Below are 18,203 nucleotides of genomic sequence, written 5' to 3'. Positions count from 1 at the left end.
CAACGTGTGCTCTGGGTATTCAGAGTTTGTCTCGATTTGGTACCGGTCTCCCAGCCCGCACCGAAACAGTGCTTTACCCCCCAGATGTAATCGTTACCGCTGCGCCTAAACACATTTCGGGGAGAACCAGCTAGCTCCTGGTTCGATTGGCATTTCACCCCTAACCACACCTCATCCGCCGATTTTTCAACATCGGTCGGTTCGGACCTCCACTTGGTGTTACCCAAGCTTCATCCTGGACATGGTTAGATCACCAGGGTTCGGGTCTATAAACACTGATTATCGCCCTCTTCAGACTCGCTTTCGCTTTGGCTCCAGCATTCTCGCTTTAACCTACCAGTGCCTATAAGTCGCCGGCTCATTCTTCAACAGGCACGCGGTCAGACGTTAAATCGTCCTCCCACTGCTTGTAAGCTAACGGTTTCATGTTCTATTTCACTCCCCTTCCGGGGTTCTTTTCACCTTTCCCTCGCGGTACTGGTTCACTATCGGTCACACAGTAGTATTTAGCCTTACGAGGTGGTCCTCGCGGATTCACATGGGATTCCTCGTGCCCCATGCTACTCGGGATTCAGCTACTATCCTTTGACTTTCGACTACAGGACTTTCACCTCCTCTGGTGCAGTATTTAGCTGCTTCGTCTAGTCTCTAGATTCGATCTCGCTGTCCCACAACCCCAATCGGTAAACCAATTGGTTTAGGCTCTTCCCCTTTCGCTCACCACTACTTAGGGAATCTCTATTTGATTTCTCTTCCTCCAGCTACTAAGATGTTTCAGTTCGCTGGGTTGGCTCTCTCCTGCCTATATATTCAGCAGGTAGTATTTAGGGTTGCCCCATTCGGAAATCTCCGGATCTTTGTTTGCTTCCAACTCCCCGGAGCATATCGTCGGTAACCACGTCCTTCATCGCCTCTGTGTGCCTAGGTATCCACCGTTAGCCCTTATTAGCTTGACCACTCAAACATTTTGGTGTTTCACTTTAAAGCATCCACGAACATGACTTATGTCTGTGTCTGCCTGCAATTTTTTTCGCGTCACTATGCAGTTTTCAAGGTTCTGGCTGGTTTCATTCCCAGCAGTCTGGCATATAAGCCTAGTTGCTGAATTTTCCCCGGTCTACCATCCTACCATACAGTCTAAGATACCACAAAGACTATTTTAACACTTTTTTACTATTTATAGCTGTGTTTATTGAGCTTGGTAACCGTCACACTAGGTGGAGGTTAGCGGACTCGAACCGCTGACATCCTGCTTGCAAAGCAGGCGCTCTACCAACTGAGCTAAACCCCCATCAACAATTAAAAATTAAAAATTAGCAAATAAAGACTTTCCGCCTTTTTAATGCTTAGATTTTAGACTTTTAATTGATTCAGGTGGGCCATCCTGGACTCGAACCAGGGACCTCACCCTTATCAGGGGTGCGCTCTAACCACCTGAGCTAATAGCCCCTAAACGAACCAATCATAGTTTGAAAGCCATCAATAACCATCTGCGACCGACCTTAGGATGACCAACTCAATATCTAATCACTGATTGTTTTCGATATCTGAGTGGGTAGGTCTCCCTAAAAGGAGGTGATCCAGCCACACCTTCCGGTACGGCTACCTTGTTACGACTTCACCCCAGTCACCAGTCCTGCCTTAGGCATCCCCCTCCACAAGGGTTGGGGTAACGACTTCGGGCGTGACCAGCTTCCATGGTGTGACGGGCGGTGTGTACAAGGCCCGGGAACGAATTCACTGCAGTATGCTGACCTGCAATTACTAGCGATTCCTCCTTCACGCAGGCGAGTTGCAGCCTGCGATCTGAACTGAGCTACGGTTTCCGGGATTAGCTTGCTATCGCTAGCTTGCTGCCCTCTGTCCGTAGCATTGTAGTACGTGTGTAGCCCAAGGCGTAAGGGGCATGCTGACTTGACGTCATCCCCACCTTCCTCCGGTTTGTCACCGGCAGTCTCTCTAGAGTGCCCACCCGAAGTGCTGGCAACTAAAAACGAGGGTTGCGCTCGTTGCGGGACTTAACCCAACATCTCACGACACGAGCTGACGACAGCCATGCACCACCTGTGTTCGCGCTCCCGAAGGCACTCTCCCCTTTCAAGGAGATTCGCGACATGTCAAGCCTTGGTAAGGTTCTTCGCGTTGCATCGAATTAAACCACATACTCCACCGCTTGTGCGGGCCCCCGTCAATTCCTTTGAGTTTCACACTTGCGTGCGTACTCCCCAGGCGGGATACTTAACGCGTTAGCTACGGCACTGCTCGGGTCGATACAAGCAACGCCTAGTATCCATCGTTTACGGCTAGGACTACTGGGGTATCTAATCCCATTCGCTCCCCTAGCTTTCGTCCCTCAGTGTCAGTTGCGGCCTAGCAGAGCGCTTTCGCCACCGGTGTTCTTCCTGATATCTACGCATTTCACCGCTACACCAGGAATTCCCTCTGCCCCGAACGCACTCTAGCTATGTAGTTTCCACTGCCTTTACAAGGTTGAGCCTTGCTCTTTAACAGCAGACTTACATAGCCACCTGCGGACGCTTTACGCCCAATCATTCCGGATAACGCTTGCATCCTCCGTATTACCGCGGCTGCTGGCACGGAGTTAGCCGATGCTTATTCCTCAGGTACCTTCATTTTTTATTCCCTGAGAAAAGAGGTTTACAACCCAAGAGCCTTCCTCCCTCACGCGGTATTGCTCCGTCAGGCTTTCGCCCATTGCGGAAAATTCCCCACTGCTGCCTCCCGTAGGAGTCTGGGCCGTGTCTCAGTCCCAGTGTGGCTGATCATCCTCTCAGACCAGCTACTGATCGTCGCCTTGGTAGGCTTTTACCCCACCAACTAGCTAATCAGACGCGAGCTCCTCTTCAGGCAGTTAACCTTTCACCTCTCGGCACATCCGGTATTAGCCACCGTTTCCAGTGGTTGTCCCAGACCTGAAGGCAGATTCTCACGCGTTACTCACCCGTCCGCCACTATCTCCGAAGAGACCGTTCGACTTGCATGTGTTAAGCATACCGCCAGCGTTCATCCTGAGCCAGGATCAAACTCTCCGTTTTGGTTTGTTTGTTTTAGCTCTTTCAACCGATTTTTACAACCTCGGTCAGGTTATTTTTTACTGACGCAGGCTAGTTGTTTTATACTGGCTTTCAAACTATAATATTTTCAAGGTTCGGTTCCCTCCGGCGCCGCTCTGTCGCGCTCGCTTTTCAGGCACTCATCTAATATAGCGAGCACACAATCTTTTGTCAACTCTTTTTCCAAAATAATTTTGGAACCATTTCTGCACTGACTAAAATCCTTATAGAGTAAGGGTTGTAGGCTATACTGTTCATGTTCGGCAAGTAGAGACTAATTAAGTTGTGAGTAAGTTTGGTGTTTTGCCGCCAAGGTTGGTGTTAGATCCGCTGTTGCGTGGGTGGTTGTTGGAGGATGTTGGTCGGGGCGATCGCACGACGGGTAGCCTATTAGTGGAAGATGTGACTCCAGGAAGCGCTAAATGGATAGCTAAAGCTGGGGGAATAATTGCTGGCTTACCAGTTGCTGGTAGGGTATTTCAGCTTTTGAATGAGAAGGTGCGCTTTGTGGCGATCGCAGATGAAGGCGCTAGGTGTGAGCCTGGACAGGTAGTGGCAGAAATCCATGGTTCGCTGGATGCGCTGCTGATGGGGGAACGGGTTGCTCTCAACTTAGCTATGCGGTTGAGTGGGATTGCGACGCTCACTAATATATATATAGAGAAAATTGCTGATTTACCTCCTCGGTTGGTGGATACGCGCAAAACTACACCAGGGCTGAGACTTTTGGAAAAGTACGCGACTGCTGTGGGTGGGGCGATTAATCACCGGATGGGGTTGGATGATGCGGTGATGATTAAGGACAATCACATTGCGGCGGCTGGGGGAATTGGAGAAGCTGTTACTCGCGTTCGTTCTCAGATTCCTTATCCTCTAACTATTGAGGTGGAGACGGAAAGTTTGGAACAGGTGTGGGAGGCTTTACAGCACAAAGCTGATATTATTATGTTGGATAATATGCCTTTGGAGATGATGCGCGAGGCGGTGCAGTTGATTCGCCAGCAGGATAGTGGGGTTAAAATTGAAGCTTCGGGGAATGTGACTTTGGAGACTATTCGGGCTGTGGCGGAAACTGGTGTGGACTATATTTCCAGTAGTGCGCCGATTACTCAGTCGAAGTGGTTGGATTTGAGTATGAGAATGGGGTGAGGAGTGGAATTTTATTCCGACAGACTGAAGTTGGTGGCTATATATCCCTCTTTCAAGAAACACATTCGGTGGGGAGAGAAATAGGAATAAGTTCCAAACCAAGAGCCTGAGCTTTTTTGTGGAGGTTGTTGACCATTCGCTCTCGGTAGTGCTGCTCATAATAATCCATGCCAGGATCGGTATAATCTCCTCCGGTTGTCCAAAGTTTGTAAAAAATCCGGGCAATTTTATGAGCGGTAGCAGTAATAGCTTTAGGAGAGCCAAGTCGAGAACGTAAGCGACGATAAAATGCACCCAAAGCAGAATTACTTTTTCCGGCGGTTTGTGCTGCCATGCGGAAAGCATTGGCAGCGCGGTTGACTACAGGACGAGTCTGAGAACTTTTAATTTTGCCATCAGTAATGCGGCTACCAGGACAAAGGCCAAGCCAAGAGGTAAAGTGTTTAATTGTAGGGAATCGGCTAGGATCTAAACCCACCTCAGACAGGATTATTTGCACTGTCAGGATACCAAGACCGTCAACACGGGTAAAATCTACCCCACTCATTAATATCGCTGACTGCTTGATGCAGTTGTATGTTCATTTGAGTTAAAGCTTTCTGCATCCGTTGTATACGAACACTGGCACTTCTGATGAGGCTATCACGTTGACGGATATAGCTACGTAAAACACAAATTTCGTCTTCTGGAGCCACTGCGTTGGGCGGCTTTGCCGACTTGAAGCAAGTGGCGCGGCGAAAAGAACCTGACAACAATCCATAGCTGTGCAACTGTTGCAGCCATTGACAATCCAGAACATCTGTTTTACGTCCTGGTAAAGTCTTTACATGGTGAGCATTTACAAGTTTAACTTCAAAGCCACGAATCTCCAGAATTTGAAACAACGGAATCCAATAAACACCTGTTGATTCCATTGCCACTGTCTCAACTCCACATTCACTCAACCAATCAGCAATGGCGTATAATTCAGCTGTATAACAACCAAAACGCCGGACGCACTCGTTAGCGTGTCCTGAGGGTACGCACACCCAATGATGTTGAGAACCAATATCAATCCCAGCCGCATTAGGATGAATCGGATTAAGTTTAGATGCCTTGCCTATAGATTGGCAATTCGGAACTGAAGACTTCTGCTTCTTCTTCATTTTAGTTCCCCTAGTCTCAAGCAGTATCAAAGTTGAGGTGTGCCTTGACCCAGGTTGACGGAATTATTACAGTCTTCTAAACGGGATAACGTCTAAACGCTTCACCAATGCCATCGCCGTCACAACCCAGAACCACGCTTTTGTACGGGCAAAGTTGCACCATTGAGGGAACGGTCTTAACTGTCAAGAAACAATGCAAGTATAAGCTTTTTCCGTACTTTTTATTTCGTTTCTTTCATCCATCGCGGACATATCGTCCATCAACCGCTTTTGTCACTTTCCGGGAGGACAATCTCTGAAAGCCTTATCAACCAATCAATCCAACCTATCCTATTAGAAAAAAATGGGTGTTGTATTTGTTATTAGAAAGAAATTGTGCAATCGCTTGGTAGATAAAAGCTCTAGAATTCAGAAATGGCGAATGTTTTCGGAGAGTGACAGAACAGGAATATCCCTCTTCTGTCAGAGTGGGGTGATAAAATAGAAATAAAAGGCTAAAACCTATATCCACAGGAGGTTTGCCATGACTTTACCAAGAATTGCATTCAAAACAGTTTCTGTAATCGACGAATACTGTGAATCCAGAAACGTTGAATGCAGCAATAAAACTTTACATACTAAGATGTAATTGTCCTATCAAGGGTTAATTGTCAACATTTCATAATATCTTCCATCCAATGTACATAACTAATTTGTTGACACATACAGGCTTGTAAATAGCGGAATTTATCTAATATTTTTTCACCCCATTGTTTAGGAACAGATACAAGTTGTAAAATCAGATAAGCAATGAGACTTGCATAGATTTGTATGGTAATACCATTAACATTTTTGGTAATTAATTTATCAAGTTTTAGGTGCATCTTTAAAAATTTCCATAACAATTCAACTCCCCACCTTAAGCGATAAATATCTCTAATATCATCATCTCTAACTGCTGCATCTCCATTAGTTGGTAAATTAGTGACTAAGCGAAATTCAGTTCTCGTTTCTAAATCACAAAAATTAATCACTCTATAAGCTTGTGCATCTGTTGATGAGCCAATTTTTACCAGTCCATTTTCTGATTCAAATTCTAACTTCCAATTATTTTTAATCCGTAACACAAAGTATTTATTTTCTTGAACTAGTTCTTGAATAAAATTTAAACCTGCAAAGCCCCTATCCATTACTCCAACAGCATCTGCTGGCAAATTAGACATCATCTTTGAGCCAAATTTATAATCATGATTATGACCAAAGTTGATGAAATTATCTTCTGGACTTCCTGTAGCAAGATTTAGGGAACTAAACAGTTTAACTTGATGATAATCCAGAATCCATAACAGCTTACTTGTCAATGTAATAATTGTTGAATCAATTGGACATATTGCATATTTATTGTGTAACTTCTTCTGGACTTTATTCTGGACTAATTGATTTAATTGATGATAAATCTTCTGGAATACTTCTTGACTTCGATGAGTGTTAGCTTTGGAAAACGTGGAAATATCTACATCAAATCCTGTATTGTTTAATCGTTTAAATAAATCCCTCATACTCGTTAAGCTATTATCCAGGGCATAAGCTAACCAACACTCGACAAAAAGACGGCTGTTCAAAACAGGATAATCATTTTTTGGTAGCCCTCCCAGGATATTTTTGACAATCTTGGGAAATGAATTTATAATCATCGTTAATCGAAATATTTTAATCCTTTGCCCAAAATCTAACATATTTTGGGCTATTCTTATCGGAATTTTCTTAACATTCAACACTTCTGCTGTGAATCATACAAGGATATATTTCCAGAAGTCAGAAGCTTTGAATGTTTTAAATGCTTACTTTTGGGGATAATTTCGGATATAAAAAGACACTGCCGGAGATTGCTAAAGTAGTTAGATTAGAAAATGCACAATCGCTACATCATTTTTTAGCTAATTCACCATGGGCAGTAAATAAATTAAGAGACCAAAGATTAGAATTATTATCAAAAGGATTAAATTCTCGGTCATTCATTTTGATAATTGATGAGACAGGAGATAAAAAGAAAGGGAAAAGAACTGACTATGTAGCCCGTCAATATATTGGTAATTTGGGGAAAATAGAGCACTTAATTGTGTCAGTAAATGCCTATGGTGTATTTGAGGACATTATCACATTTAAATTGTCTTCTATTTATTTCTAATAATACTGGTTTCTCTGCCCAGGGTAAATCTTTAATTATATATCTATGATTTTGTATGTAATCTTTGACTTTTTGTCCCGTAGCGAGGACAAACACTTTCCGAATTGATTGATTCAATCTGTAGAATTATTCCGATTCCTTCATGCTGGCGCTGTGAGCATACCTTTATCCCTTATAGATTCAGAAGCTCTGTCAGTATTTTTATTCCCCTTTTTGCCTTCATGACTGTAAATGCACTCAAAAATCGTTTTGGCTAACATTACAGTGAACAATAGATGATTCCTACTTGTCAATCCCTTCAAGTATTTGATGAATATTTTTATCAAATAAATTATCTTTATTCTCCTATTTAACTAATAGTCTGGCATACTAGGTACTGAAGAGCCGTATATTTTATTCTCTGGAAGTCCCTTAGAAGTCCCTTTGCTTGACAAGGAGTGTGTTCATCAAGGGTATTTATTCTTCTACCACTTCCACCAAGTCTTCAATCATCACATCTAAGGCGCGGGCCATCTTCAAAATTGAGGTATAATCTACCATTGCTAGCCCTGGCGCTCTTGCATAGGCTCTAACAGAACTATAGGCAACTCCAGAACGGTCGGCGACATCTTTCAGTGTCCAACCCTTATCATCAGCAAATTCCCGAATTCGTAGCCTAATCAGCCCCATTCTATCTTGACAAACGATTGAATTTTATCTTAAATATCTTAAATATATAGTATCATATAAAGCAATCGCCCTCCGTCCTGCAAAACTGAAAGGCGATCGCATATTTCACAAAAACCATTCACTTTCAAAAGAGACCAATCACTCTAAAAATAAGGTGAGCAATCACTTGAAAAATCAGGTTTGCTTTATGGTATCATCACTTTTAACAAAAATGCTCGTTATTCGCACATCAAAAATCGTTTACAAATCGGCAACTCCCCACCAATTAGCACGATTTGTCAGCGAAGAGGCAGTTTGCCTGATGTTCAGAATTGGCTTTGAAGATATATATACAGTTGAATGCTGGCGGCACATCGTTTACATCCACGCAAAGGGTGTGAGTAAATTTGCCAGCTATGCCGATTTTCCGCCGATTGTGGGAGTAACGCCACCCACAGCCCTAGACTGTATTAAGTGGCGCAAGTGTTGGCGTAAAACACATGATTATGCCCACAAAAAGCAAGCTCCCTATTGGTGGGCGGAATTTTTTACTAATGAGTTTCGCCAAGCTTCCTCAGAGTCTGTGTTGTCTAGTTGGGGACAATTGGTCGAGTTGATCAAATTTGCCTTTGCCGAAGACACTTTGCCGGAACTCCGAAGAAGCTATCACCAGGAAAAATCGCTGATAGCTGTTTAATTGCTATTCAGCAGGTTTGTTGCTAGCTCGATTGGCACGCGCTTCAGCGGAAGCCATCACCTCTTCAAAATTCTCTAGGATTTCGCCGGGGAAGTTTTCCAAAATCCTGGTGGAAAGAGCTACCCGACCTTTGCCTTCATCCAAGTCAATAATTACAGCTTTAATCTTCTGACCGTTTTGAAAGACTTTTTCCAGCGATTCAATGAATTTTTGGCTCACCTGCTTGATGTGCAGCAAAGCGCTCATACCATCTAAATCTACAAATACGCCAAAAGGTTTGATGCCAGTAATTTTACCTTCTACCAGCTGACCTAATTCTAGTAAGCTGAAGTTGCTAGAACGAGTTGCCAAGCGCTGGGAAAGTATCAGTTTGTTGGTGTTGCGATTGATTTCTAAAAAGCCAACATTCAGAGTTTGACCTTTAAGTGCTTCTAAGTTATCACGCTCTTGCAAGTGCGATCGCGGAATAAATCCCCGCAAAGACAGAAGATCAACGGTGACACCACCTTTATTCACACCCATAACCCGCACTTGCACTGTCTGGGAATTTTCCTGCATCTCTAGCAGTCGATCCCAGATGTGCTGAATTTCCAACTGCTTGCGAGAAAGAGTTACTTGACCCTCAGCATCCTGATCTCGGATAATCAAGAACTCCAGTTCCTCTTGCATCGGCAGCACCTCCGATAAATCGGTTACTGCTCTCAAAGAAGCCTCATCGCGGGGGAGAAAAGCTGACGACTTGCCACCAATATCAACATACGCTCCATCATGGTCAAGTTGGAACACTTTGCCATGTACAACCTGTCCCTTTTGAAACTGGTAGTCGTGTTTTTCCAGTGCTTTGGCGAAATCGTCCATTGTAAAGGGCGAATTGGCTGTTTGAGAACTTTTCGATTCGGAATTCATGACTTTTGAAGATAAATTGTTATTTGATCTGATGCCACTGGAGTTTTACTCAACGCCCAACAACATCGGACTTGGTGAGAGGGTGATGGCAGCCATTTGTAAATGTTGTACGCTTGCTTTAGCACTGAGCAATTTTACCCCGCCAACACGCTACCAAACAGTTGTTTCACCTGCTCCCAAGCATCGGTTGCAGCTTTAGGATTATAGCTGGCACGAAGGTCACAGAAAAAACCGTGATCAGCTCCATCGTAGCGAAACACACGATGGGGAATGTTGTATTTTTCTAACGCTGCCGAAATCTCGTCTATCTGTTCTAAAGGAATGCTGGCATCTTGAGTACCAAAAAAGGCGTAGAGAGTGCCTTGAATTTCGCTTGTACGGGTGATGGTGGGATTTCCACCTCCAGGGGTGCGGGTGGTGATACCAGCACCGTAGAAGGAAGCCGTGGCTTTAATATCTGGTAGGGTGGCGGCAAGATATGCTACGTGTCCGCCAAAACAGAAGCCTATACAGCCAAAGCCATCTTTTTTGACTTGGGGGAGGCTTTTGAGGTAATCTATGGCTGCCTGAATATCCCTCAATAACTCTGATGCTTGAGTTTGCATGGCGTAGCTTCTGCCAGTTTCAATGTCTTGGGGGGTATAGCCTGTTTCAAAGTCTTTTACTTGTCGTTGAAAGAGTGCGGGGGCGATCGCTACATACCCCAGCTTGGCAATCCGTTCTGTCACTTCCCGAATATGAACGTTAACACCAAAAATTTCCTGTAGGACTACAACTCCTGGGTAAGAACCAGGATCTTTGGGCTGTGCCAAGTAAGCGGTAGAGAGGAAATTATTTTGGCTTACCGTAGCGTCTGGTAGAGAAAGTTTAACTTTTGTAGTAGTGATTGCATGGTCTGTCATAATAATTTTTACTAATGTACTGTGATTGTTTGATATAACTATGCCAGTATCTTCAGGCTATCTCCAATCAAATTATCAATTAGCAAAAGTGAGCGCATTAGAAATTTCCACCAGAAAAACTCAACGTCACAATAAAATATTTAACAGGTAGAATATGCAGTTGGTTTTCTACAAATTTCGCCGCCAACTCGAGTACCAACGTCAGCGATCTAGTTCCCAACTGGTGTTAGTTGATCAGTTTTACCCTAGTTCCCAAATTTGCTCGTCCTGTGGACAGGGGGAAATACCGACAGTCGCGGAGGAAGCAGGACGTAAACCTCAATGTCCAGACAAGTCCGGCGTTGTATTAGTTTTATGGAGCAGGTTTGGTGATGATTCAATTCCGTATTCAGCCAGACAGCGAAATTCCCGCATCCACCCAGCTGTTTAATCAAATCAGGTTTGCGATCGCATCCCGGCAATATCCACCCGCGTATAAATTGCCAAGCACAAGGGCGCTAGCAATGCAAACTGGGTTGCACCGCAATACCATTAGTAAAGTTTACCGCCAGTTGGAGGAAGACGGATTTGTTGAAAGTCTAGCTGGTTCGGGAATTTATGTCCGCGCCCAAGGTCATGAGGGCGGTAGTAGGCTACAATCGCCCATTCTCAAGCAACATCCCGAAGCATACAAAGTTGTTCAAGAAGCACTTGACGAATTACTCAGCCAAGGCTGCACCCTAAATCAAGCACGGGAAATATTTCTGGCTGAAATTGACTGGCGCTTGCGTTGTAGTGCGCGAGTGCTAGTAGCAGCGCCATCTCAAGACATTGGTGCTGGCGAATTAATGGTCTTTGAATTGGAAGAATCGCTAAAAATACCAGTGCAGTTGGTAGCGATGGAAGAATTAGCTGCTGTGCTAGATCAAACAACCTCTGCGACATTGGTCACCAGTCGTTATTTTATTGGGGATGCGGAAGCGATCGCCGCGCCAAAAGCTGTGCGCGTGATCCCCCTAGATATCCACGACTATGGCAAAGAACTCAACTTGGTGAAAAACCTACCCAAAGCTAGTTGTATTGGCATAGCTAGCCTCAGTCCTGGGATTCTCAGAGCCACAGAAGTCATCCTTCACGGTCTACGCGGGGATGAACTACTTGTCATGACCTCGCAACCCAAAGATGCTTATAAACTTCAGGCCCTCGTCAAGCGGGCAGAAATGATCTTTTGCACTGATCAAGCCAGTTTTTCAGCAGTGCAAGCAGCCGCACAAACAGCTTCGGAAGATTTAATTCGTCCACCCAAGCTAGTACGCTGTGAAAATTACATCGGCGCCAAGTCTATCAATTTGCTAAAACGAGAACTGGGTTTAGGTTAAACCCCAGATAGAGGAGCTAAAGATAGGTCAAGGGCGAGAATGAGAGATGGGGAGACACATTTTTGTGGAAACTCACTCTTGGCTCTTCACTAAATGACTAAATAACTATGATTGTGGAAATACAAGCCTCTCTTAGTCTGGGGGAAGCAATCAAGCAACGGCGTGCTGCTAGAGCTTTCAAGCGCGAAGATATTCCAGAAGCTATTTTGCAACAAATACTCAATTTAGCAGTACAAGCACCATCAGGCTTTAACCTCCAACCTTGGCGATTTATTATCGTCAAGGAACAAAAAAACAAGGAAAAACTCCAAGCTTGCGCCTTCAACCAGCGCCAAGTCGGTCAAGCGCCTGTTGTTTTAATTTGTTGTAGTACAAGCCTTGTAGGCACAAAAGAATATATCGCCTCTGTCATCCATTTGGGGGAAGAGCACGGGACTATGACTGATAGCTATGCAAATTATCTGCATTCTAGCATTCCCGAATTCTTCGCCAATCATCCCAGCTTTGGGGACATGGAAGCTTGGACGAACCGTCACACTATGTTAGCAGTAGCTTACCTGATGATTGTGGCGAAAAGCTTCGGCGTTGATAGCTGCCCAATGGAAGGATTTATCAGCGCCCAAGTTAAAGATGCCTTCCAGATTCCTGAGGAAGTAGATATTTGTTGTTTACTAGCACTTGGATATGCCTCAGAACCATTTAAGCCTTATGGCGGACGCTTCCCACTCAACCAAGTTTGCTTTAGCGAAAACTATGGCGAACCTTTGCCGTCAAGTTAACTTTTTGATAGTTCTGGTGTGGGAATTTGCAAAAATTCTCGCACCCGCGCCAGGTAAGTTTTTGGATCTTCTAACATTGGGAAATGCGCTGTCTGGGGAATCAGAGCATACTCAACTTTTTCGTTCAATGCGGCTGCTTGACGCCCCATGTCGGCGGGAATAATGATGTCATACTCCCCCGACACCAGCAAAGTCGGTACTGTCAGCTTGGCAAATTCCCCAGGCATAAATTCTGCTTGTGCCTTGCTCACGGAAGTAAAAATTGTGCCTAACGCCGCATCATAATCAGCTTCAAGAAAATCCTGTAAAAAAGCCTGACGCTCAGATTTTGGTATGGGGAGATGCAAAAATCTGGCCATAAATATCCTGTCAGCAAGTGGTATTTTCCCTAACCACTTGGGACGGAATTTAACTACGTAGCCACCGAATTTATGAAAGGCAGCAAAGGCTTTTTCGTCATACTCAAAAATACCGCTACAGGTCAAAATTCCTTTTTCCACTCGTTGGGAGTAGCGGTTAAAAAATAAAGTGGCAATTGAAGCACCCATTGAATGAGCATTAACATAGACGCGCTGGAGGTGCAAGCCATCTAACAAAGCTGCCAAGTCCTCAGCGTAGTCCTCTAACTCATAGGTTAACTCTTTAATTGCTTCAGCTTCTTCCTGGGGCGACTGGGACTCGACAACAGATTCACTGGCTTGGACGATAGTTGGTTTCCCACGGGAACGCCCAAAACCCCGCATATCGTAGAGTAAACAATCAAAATGGTCTAATAAAGCTTCAGCAGTACCTCGCCAGTATCTAGACGAACCAGCCCAACCGTGCATAAAAATCATCACTGGTTTTACCAAAGAACCAGATGGTTTTTTGATCCACTCGTAGTAGTGCTCAACACCACGAACATTAATATAAGGCATTAGTCATTAGTCCTTTGTCATTAGTCCTTCGTCATTAGTCATTGTGCCTTTACTAATGACTAATAACTAATGACTAACGACTATTATGCTGATTCTGGTTTCGGTAGCGAAGATGGATGCACCAGTAGTTCGGCAGTTGATCGCTTCTCGACCATTTCCCGCGTCACTGTGCAGCGAGTAACATCCTTCCGGGATGGCAACTCATACATCACCTCTAGCATCAATTCTTCCACAATGCCCCGTAGCGCCCTCGCACCAGTTTTGCGGCGGTAGGCTTCTTGAGCGATCGCCCGCAAGGCTTCTGGTTTAAAGTCTAACTGAACATTATCCATCTTCAGCAGCTTCTGGTATTGCTTCACCAAGGCGCTGCGTGGTTGGGTGAGAATCGCCATCAGTGCTTCTTCATCTAGAGGATCTACCACCGCTACCATTGGCACCCGCCCAATAAATTCGGGAATCATGCCAAACTTCACCAAGTCGTCCGGTTCGAGGTGGCGCAATGTATCTGCTGCCCGTTTCTCCTTCGTCTGACCTTCTCCTGGTTGCACAAAGCCGATGGACTTTTTGCCAACTCGCTGATCTACAACTTTATCTAAACCGACGAAGGCGCCGCCACAAACGAACAGGATATTGCTGGTATCAATCTGGATGCAGTCTTGATAGGGATGCTTGCGTCCTCCTTGGGGTGGAACATTAGCGATCGTCCCCTCTAACATTTTCAGCAAAGCTTGCTGTACGCCTTCACCTGAAACATCACGTGTAATCGACGGGTTCTCACTCTTGCGGGCGATTTTGTCAATTTCGTCAATGTAGATAATTCCCCGCTGTGCCTCCTCTACGTCCAAATCTGCCACCTGCAACAGTCGCAGCAAGATATTTTCCACATCTTCTCCCACATACCCGGCTTCCGTCAGTGTCGTGGCATCAGCGACGGCAAAGGGTACATCCAGGATTTTCGCTAGGGTTTGTGCTAAGAGAGTTTTGCCGCAACCAGTGGGGCCAATTAACAGAATATTGGACTTTTGCAGTTCTACCGCATCCTCTGCCCCACCTTTACCACTGCTTTTAGCCTGCACGCTTGCCAGCCGCTTGTAGTGATTGTAAACCGCAACTGACAGCACTTTCTTGGCTTCGTCTTGACCAATCACGTGTTCGTCTAGATACTTTTTAATCTCTCTAGGTTTGGGTATTTGATTAAACGAGAGACTAGAAGTACGTGTACGGCGTTTTTGAGGCGGTTCTGACTTTGGCGCTGGTGGCGACGCCGCACCATTCGTGTCCAGTAACTCCTCATCTAGTATTTCATTACACAAGTCCACGCATTCATCGCAGATGTAGACTCCCGGACCCGCGATCAATTTTCGCACCTGCTCCTGAGACTTGCCACAAAACGAACATTTTAAATGGGAGTCGTACTTAGACATACCAGCCTCTTATTTCAGAATGGTGACGTTTTCCCCTACTGTGGGAATATTTTGTCTGGAGATGACCTGATCGATCAAACCGTAGTTCTTCGCCTCTTCTGCCGACATGAAAAAGTCGCGTTCCGTATCTGCTTCGATCTTTTCTAAAGCTTGACCAGTATGCTGGGCCAATAACTGATTCAACTTAGCCTTAATGTAAAGAATTTCTCGCGCTTGAATTTCGATGTCGATGGCTTGCCCTTGAGCGCCACCAAGGGGTTGGTGAATCATAATTCGTGAGTCTGGTAGAGACATACGTTTCCCCGCAGCTCCGGCTGTTAACAGGAATGCCCCCATGCTTGCAGCTAGTCCAAAGCAGATGGTAACAACATTGGGACGGATCTGTTGCATTGTATCATAGATTGCCATCCCTGCGTAGACGGAGCCGCCGGGAGAATTAATGTACAGTTGAATATCTTTTTCTGAGTCTTCGGCGTCCAAGAACAACAACTGGGCAACAATTGAATTGGCGACAGCATCATCTATTGGTGTTCCCAAAAAGATAATCCGCTCTCGCAGTAAGCGGGAGTAGATGTCGAAAGCCCTTTCTCCCATACCAGATTGTTCTACCACCATCGGCACGATGTTGCTAGGGCTGCTCAAGTGGGAGTTAATATCTATTCGACTCAAGCTGCTAATTGGGTAATTTCCCGACTGCGATACAAGCATACAAGAACATTTAACAATAAGTAGGACAGAGATTGAAGCAGCAATGACTGCTTTTTCCACGGATGGAATTTTTATTTGAGCTATGTTTTAACCATTATGCCTCATCTAAATTCGTCTCGTCTAAACTTAGTGCTGAGTCCTGAGTCCTGAGTATTGAGCAGTCAAGAGTCAAGGATTAAGGGTTAAGGGTTATTCACCCCATCACCCCATTACCTTTACTCAGGAATAGTGGACTCATTGTCCTTGTCCAATTCAGTGGTTGGTGGTTCTGTTTCCTCTGTAGCACTCAAAGAACCTTCTGGTACAAGTTCAACAGATGAGTGTTCTAGAAGCCAATTGAGGATTTTTTCGGTTAACAGTTCATTTTCCACCACTGAGCGCAGTCTATCTTCATCAACGTCTTGATCTTCATACTGCTGCAACAGTTCTGTGGCTCTAGCTTCGATTTCTTCTGGTGCCACTGCGATAGACTCGCGTTTACCAATTTCCTGCAAAGCTAGGGAACGTTTCAGGCGCTCAATTGCTTCAGGCCGGGATCTCTCCCGCAATTGGGCAATAATATCTTGGGTGAACAACTTTTTGACATCCAGCCCCTGCTGTGACAGCCGGATTGCTGTTTGTGTCAGCATGGCATCAGCTTCTTGTTCAATCAATGTTGCTGGCAAGTCAACTTCCACGTGCTTAAGCAGTTCTGCTACCAGTGCTTCCTGCTGATTCGCTTTGGTTTTATCTTCAGCTTCTTTTTGATATCGCTCTTCTAAAGAGGCCCGCAATTCTGCTAAAGTCTCGAATTCGCTGACTTCTTGGGCAAAATCGTCATTCAATTCCGGTAGTTCTTTTTCCTTGATTTCTTTGAGTGTCACTGTGAAACTTGCTGGTTTTCCAGCTAACTCATCGTTGGCATAGGGATCTGGAAACTGAGCCGAAATTTCTTTAGTTTCTCCAGGATTCATCCCCACCATGCCAGTGACAAAACCGGGAATAAACTTATCTTCCTGCAACTCTACTTGAAAATCAGCCGCTTCTCCTCCGGGTATTGGTTTTGGCTCGACTGTTTCGTCTTCACCCTCGGCTTTTACCAACACACCTTTAAAATCAACTACGGCAATATCGCCGATTTGGGCTGCGCGTCCTTCTACCGGAATCAAGGTCGCTAATTCTTCTCGTTCCTTGTCCAGGACGCTTTCCACTTGCGTTGGATCGTACTTTACTTCCTCGGCTTTGGCTTGCAAGTCGGTATACTGCGCCAGGTTGATTGCTGGTTCTACGTCGACGGCAGCGGAGATAATCAGGGGTTTCCCCGGTTCATAATTATTAATCAAATCGTCAAAGGAGGAGAGCAACCGCGGTTGACCAATTGCGGCGATGTCTTCTTGTTTAACTGCTTGCTCAATGCCATCTGGAATTAGCTCTTCTAGGGCTGTTGCCTTGATGCGACTGACGCCTAGGCGCTGTAGCAATATCTGCCGCGGCACCTTACCTTTGCGAAACCCAGGAATATTTGCAGTACTGGCTAAGTTTTTAATAACCTGTTCGTATTTTTGTTTGGTAATTTCCGGTGTGATCTCTATTTCCAGGCCAATTTGGCTGGCGGGAAGTTTCTCCTGGGTAACTTTCATGCTTTGTCTCTGTTTTCTGGTATTTTAAACTCCGAAATCTACGCACAAGACGCGTTCGCCTTTGGCGGGGCGAAGCCCGTCGCTGGAGAGCGGGCCTTTTTTCCCATCGCCGGAGAGCGTCCGCTTTGCGCGATCACTGTTTGGTATAGCGCCGACCTTGACGCCGCATCCCGCAGGGAAAAATAAGGCTTTGGCGGAGCCTAGGCTCGCGTTGCTAACTTGATGTCTTGCGGCAGGGGGATATGCCCACAAGGCTGCGTCAGAATTCAAGGATTGGATGGTTGCCCTTCAGCAGAGATCTAGTTTACTGCCAATGGCAAAGGACTTAACACTTTACCGCAATAACTTTACCCCACCTCCACATTAGTCATGAGTTCTGATTTCTAAGGAGCCAGTACGTTACTCTGGTCGAGAGAGTTGCAGTGACTGGCGTGGCTGAGTCATAAAAACCTGCTCAATTGTTTTCTCAGGTTTTTTATTCAGAACTGTTTACTAGAAGCGGACTTGTGATCAGAGGGCTAACACCGTGATATCCTGGTTTTCAACCAGCAGATCGGATGCCAAACTTGTACCGTTTGCTCTGGCAGCCTTGGTTCAAGCGCAGCTATTGCCTGGCCACATAGCTCAGTTTATTGCTGTGATGATGCTAATCCATTTGGATCATAGTACATTCATCGTCCTGGTAACAAACTTTTATTGCGTGATGTTTG

General features: G+C 45.2%; 13 protein-coding genes, 2 tRNA genes, 2 rRNA genes and 3 pseudogenes (1 of these 20 running past the window's edge). 6 read left to right on the top strand and 14 right to left on the bottom strand.

The features are described from left to right. The 4 genes from CYLST_RS01290 to CYLST_RS01275 all read right to left on the bottom strand — a co-directional run. Window positions 1-956 (bottom strand): 23S ribosomal RNA (locus CYLST_RS01290) (it extends 1,873 nt beyond the left edge of the window). Between the two features lie 262 nt (window positions 957-1,218). After that, window positions 1,219-1,291: transfer RNA gene (locus tag CYLST_RS01285), tRNA-Ala, on the bottom strand. An 84-nt stretch (window positions 1,292-1,375) separates the two neighbouring features. After that, window positions 1,376-1,449, bottom strand: a tRNA-Ile gene (locus CYLST_RS01280). Between the two features lie 119 nt (window positions 1,450-1,568). Beyond that, window positions 1,569-3,056: ribosomal RNA gene (locus CYLST_RS01275) — 16S ribosomal RNA — on the bottom strand. Together the 16S and 23S rRNA genes with 2 tRNA genes alongside form the textbook arrangement of a ribosomal RNA operon. A 303-nt stretch (window positions 3,057-3,359) precedes the next feature. Here CYLST_RS01275 and nadC point away from each other — a divergent pair. Next, the gene (gene nadC / locus CYLST_RS01270; RefSeq protein WP_015205898.1) at window positions 3,360-4,223 is read left to right on the top strand and encodes a carboxylating nicotinate-nucleotide diphosphorylase; all 864 of its coding nucleotides are present in this window, start codon (window positions 3,360-3,362) and stop codon (window positions 4,221-4,223) included. 52 nt (window positions 4,224-4,275) lie between these two features. Here nadC and CYLST_RS01265 read toward each other — a convergent pair. Then, window positions 4,276-5,326 (bottom strand): annotated as a pseudogene (locus CYLST_RS01265) (IS110 family transposase). A gap of 692 nt (window positions 5,327-6,018) precedes the next feature. Next, window positions 6,019-7,041, bottom strand: a complete 1,023-nt coding sequence (locus tag CYLST_RS01260; RefSeq protein WP_085960564.1) for an IS4 family transposase — start codon at window positions 7,039-7,041, stop codon at window positions 6,019-6,021. Between the two features lie 42 nt (window positions 7,042-7,083). On the opposite strand from CYLST_RS01260, the pseudogene CYLST_RS01255 reads away from it, so the two are divergent. Beyond that, a pseudogene (locus CYLST_RS01255) lies at window positions 7,084-7,505 on the top strand (transposase); the annotation flags it as partial. Here the strand turns inward: CYLST_RS01255 and CYLST_RS36505 are convergent. Next, window positions 7,491-7,704: pseudogene (locus tag CYLST_RS36505) on the bottom strand (transposase family protein); the annotation flags it as partial. The pseudogenes CYLST_RS01255 and CYLST_RS36505 overlap by 15 nt on opposite strands. Before the next feature lie 287 nt (window positions 7,705-7,991). Next, the gene (locus tag CYLST_RS01250; protein ID WP_015205895.1) at window positions 7,992-8,204 is read right to left on the bottom strand and encodes a helix-turn-helix domain-containing protein; all 213 of its coding nucleotides are present in this window, start codon (window positions 8,202-8,204) and stop codon (window positions 7,992-7,994) included. Between the two features lie 187 nt (window positions 8,205-8,391). On the opposite strand from CYLST_RS01250, the gene CYLST_RS01245 reads away from it, so the two are divergent. Next, window positions 8,392-8,880 carry a hypothetical protein gene (locus tag CYLST_RS01245; RefSeq protein ID WP_015205894.1) on the top strand — a complete coding sequence of 163 codons (489 nt, stop codon included), beginning with the start codon at window positions 8,392-8,394 and terminating at the stop codon, window positions 8,878-8,880. A 3-nt stretch (window positions 8,881-8,883) separates the two neighbouring features. Here CYLST_RS01245 and CYLST_RS01240 read toward each other — a convergent pair whose 3' ends face one another. Beyond that, on the bottom strand, window positions 8,884-9,786 hold the full coding sequence (locus CYLST_RS01240) for a S1 RNA-binding domain-containing protein (protein WP_015205893.1): 903 nt from the start codon (window positions 9,784-9,786) through the stop codon (window positions 8,884-8,886). A 134-nt stretch (window positions 9,787-9,920) separates the two neighbouring features. Beyond that, the gene (locus CYLST_RS01235; RefSeq protein ID WP_015205892.1) at window positions 9,921-10,688 is read right to left on the bottom strand and encodes a dienelactone hydrolase family protein; all 768 of its coding nucleotides are present in this window, start codon (window positions 10,686-10,688) and stop codon (window positions 9,921-9,923) included. A 154-nt stretch (window positions 10,689-10,842) separates the two neighbouring features. Between CYLST_RS01235 and CYLST_RS32955 the strand changes: the two genes are divergently transcribed. From CYLST_RS32955 to CYLST_RS01225, 3 genes are all read left to right on the top strand, one after another. Further along, window positions 10,843-11,118 (top strand): zinc ribbon domain-containing protein, encoded by a 276-nt coding sequence (locus CYLST_RS32955; protein ID WP_085960563.1) that lies wholly within the window; start codon window positions 10,843-10,845, stop codon window positions 11,116-11,118. Beyond that, window positions 11,060-12,046: a GntR family transcriptional regulator gene (locus CYLST_RS01230; protein ID WP_015205891.1), complete on the top strand. Its 987-nt coding sequence runs from the start codon at window positions 11,060-11,062 to the stop codon at window positions 12,044-12,046. The genes CYLST_RS32955 and CYLST_RS01230 overlap by 59 nt, the downstream gene beginning before the upstream one ends. 107 nt (window positions 12,047-12,153) lie before the next feature. Beyond that, a complete protein-coding gene (locus tag CYLST_RS01225; RefSeq protein ID WP_015205890.1) occupies window positions 12,154-12,825 on the top strand; it encodes a nitroreductase family protein in 672 nt (223 codons plus the stop codon). Here CYLST_RS01225 and CYLST_RS01220 read toward each other — a convergent pair. From CYLST_RS01220 to tig, 4 genes are all read right to left on the bottom strand, one after another. Then, window positions 12,822-13,742: an alpha/beta fold hydrolase gene (locus tag CYLST_RS01220; protein WP_015205889.1), complete on the bottom strand. Its 921-nt coding sequence runs from the start codon at window positions 13,740-13,742 to the stop codon at window positions 12,822-12,824. The genes CYLST_RS01225 and CYLST_RS01220 overlap by 4 nt on opposite strands. Before the next feature lie 83 nt (window positions 13,743-13,825). Next, complete coding sequence (gene clpX / locus CYLST_RS01215) at window positions 13,826-15,166, bottom strand: ATP-dependent protease ATP-binding subunit ClpX (protein ID WP_015205888.1); 1,341 nt, start codon at window positions 15,164-15,166, stop codon at window positions 13,826-13,828. Window positions 15,167-15,175: 9 nt separating this feature from the next. Continuing rightward, window positions 15,176-15,874, bottom strand: a complete 699-nt coding sequence (clpP, locus tag CYLST_RS01210) for an ATP-dependent Clp endopeptidase proteolytic subunit ClpP (RefSeq protein ID WP_015205887.1) — start codon at window positions 15,872-15,874, stop codon at window positions 15,176-15,178. Window positions 15,875-16,089: 215 nt separating this feature from the next. Next, complete coding sequence (gene tig, locus CYLST_RS01205) at window positions 16,090-17,493, bottom strand: trigger factor (protein ID WP_015205886.1); 1,404 nt, start codon at window positions 17,491-17,493, stop codon at window positions 16,090-16,092. Window positions 17,494-18,203: the final 710 nt, after the last annotated feature.

It is taken from the genome of Cylindrospermum stagnale PCC 7417 (assembly GCF_000317535.1).
GTDB lineage: Bacteria > Cyanobacteriota > Cyanobacteriia > Cyanobacteriales > Nostocaceae > Cylindrospermum > Cylindrospermum stagnale.
This window is presented reverse-complemented; position numbering and strand designations above follow the sequence as displayed.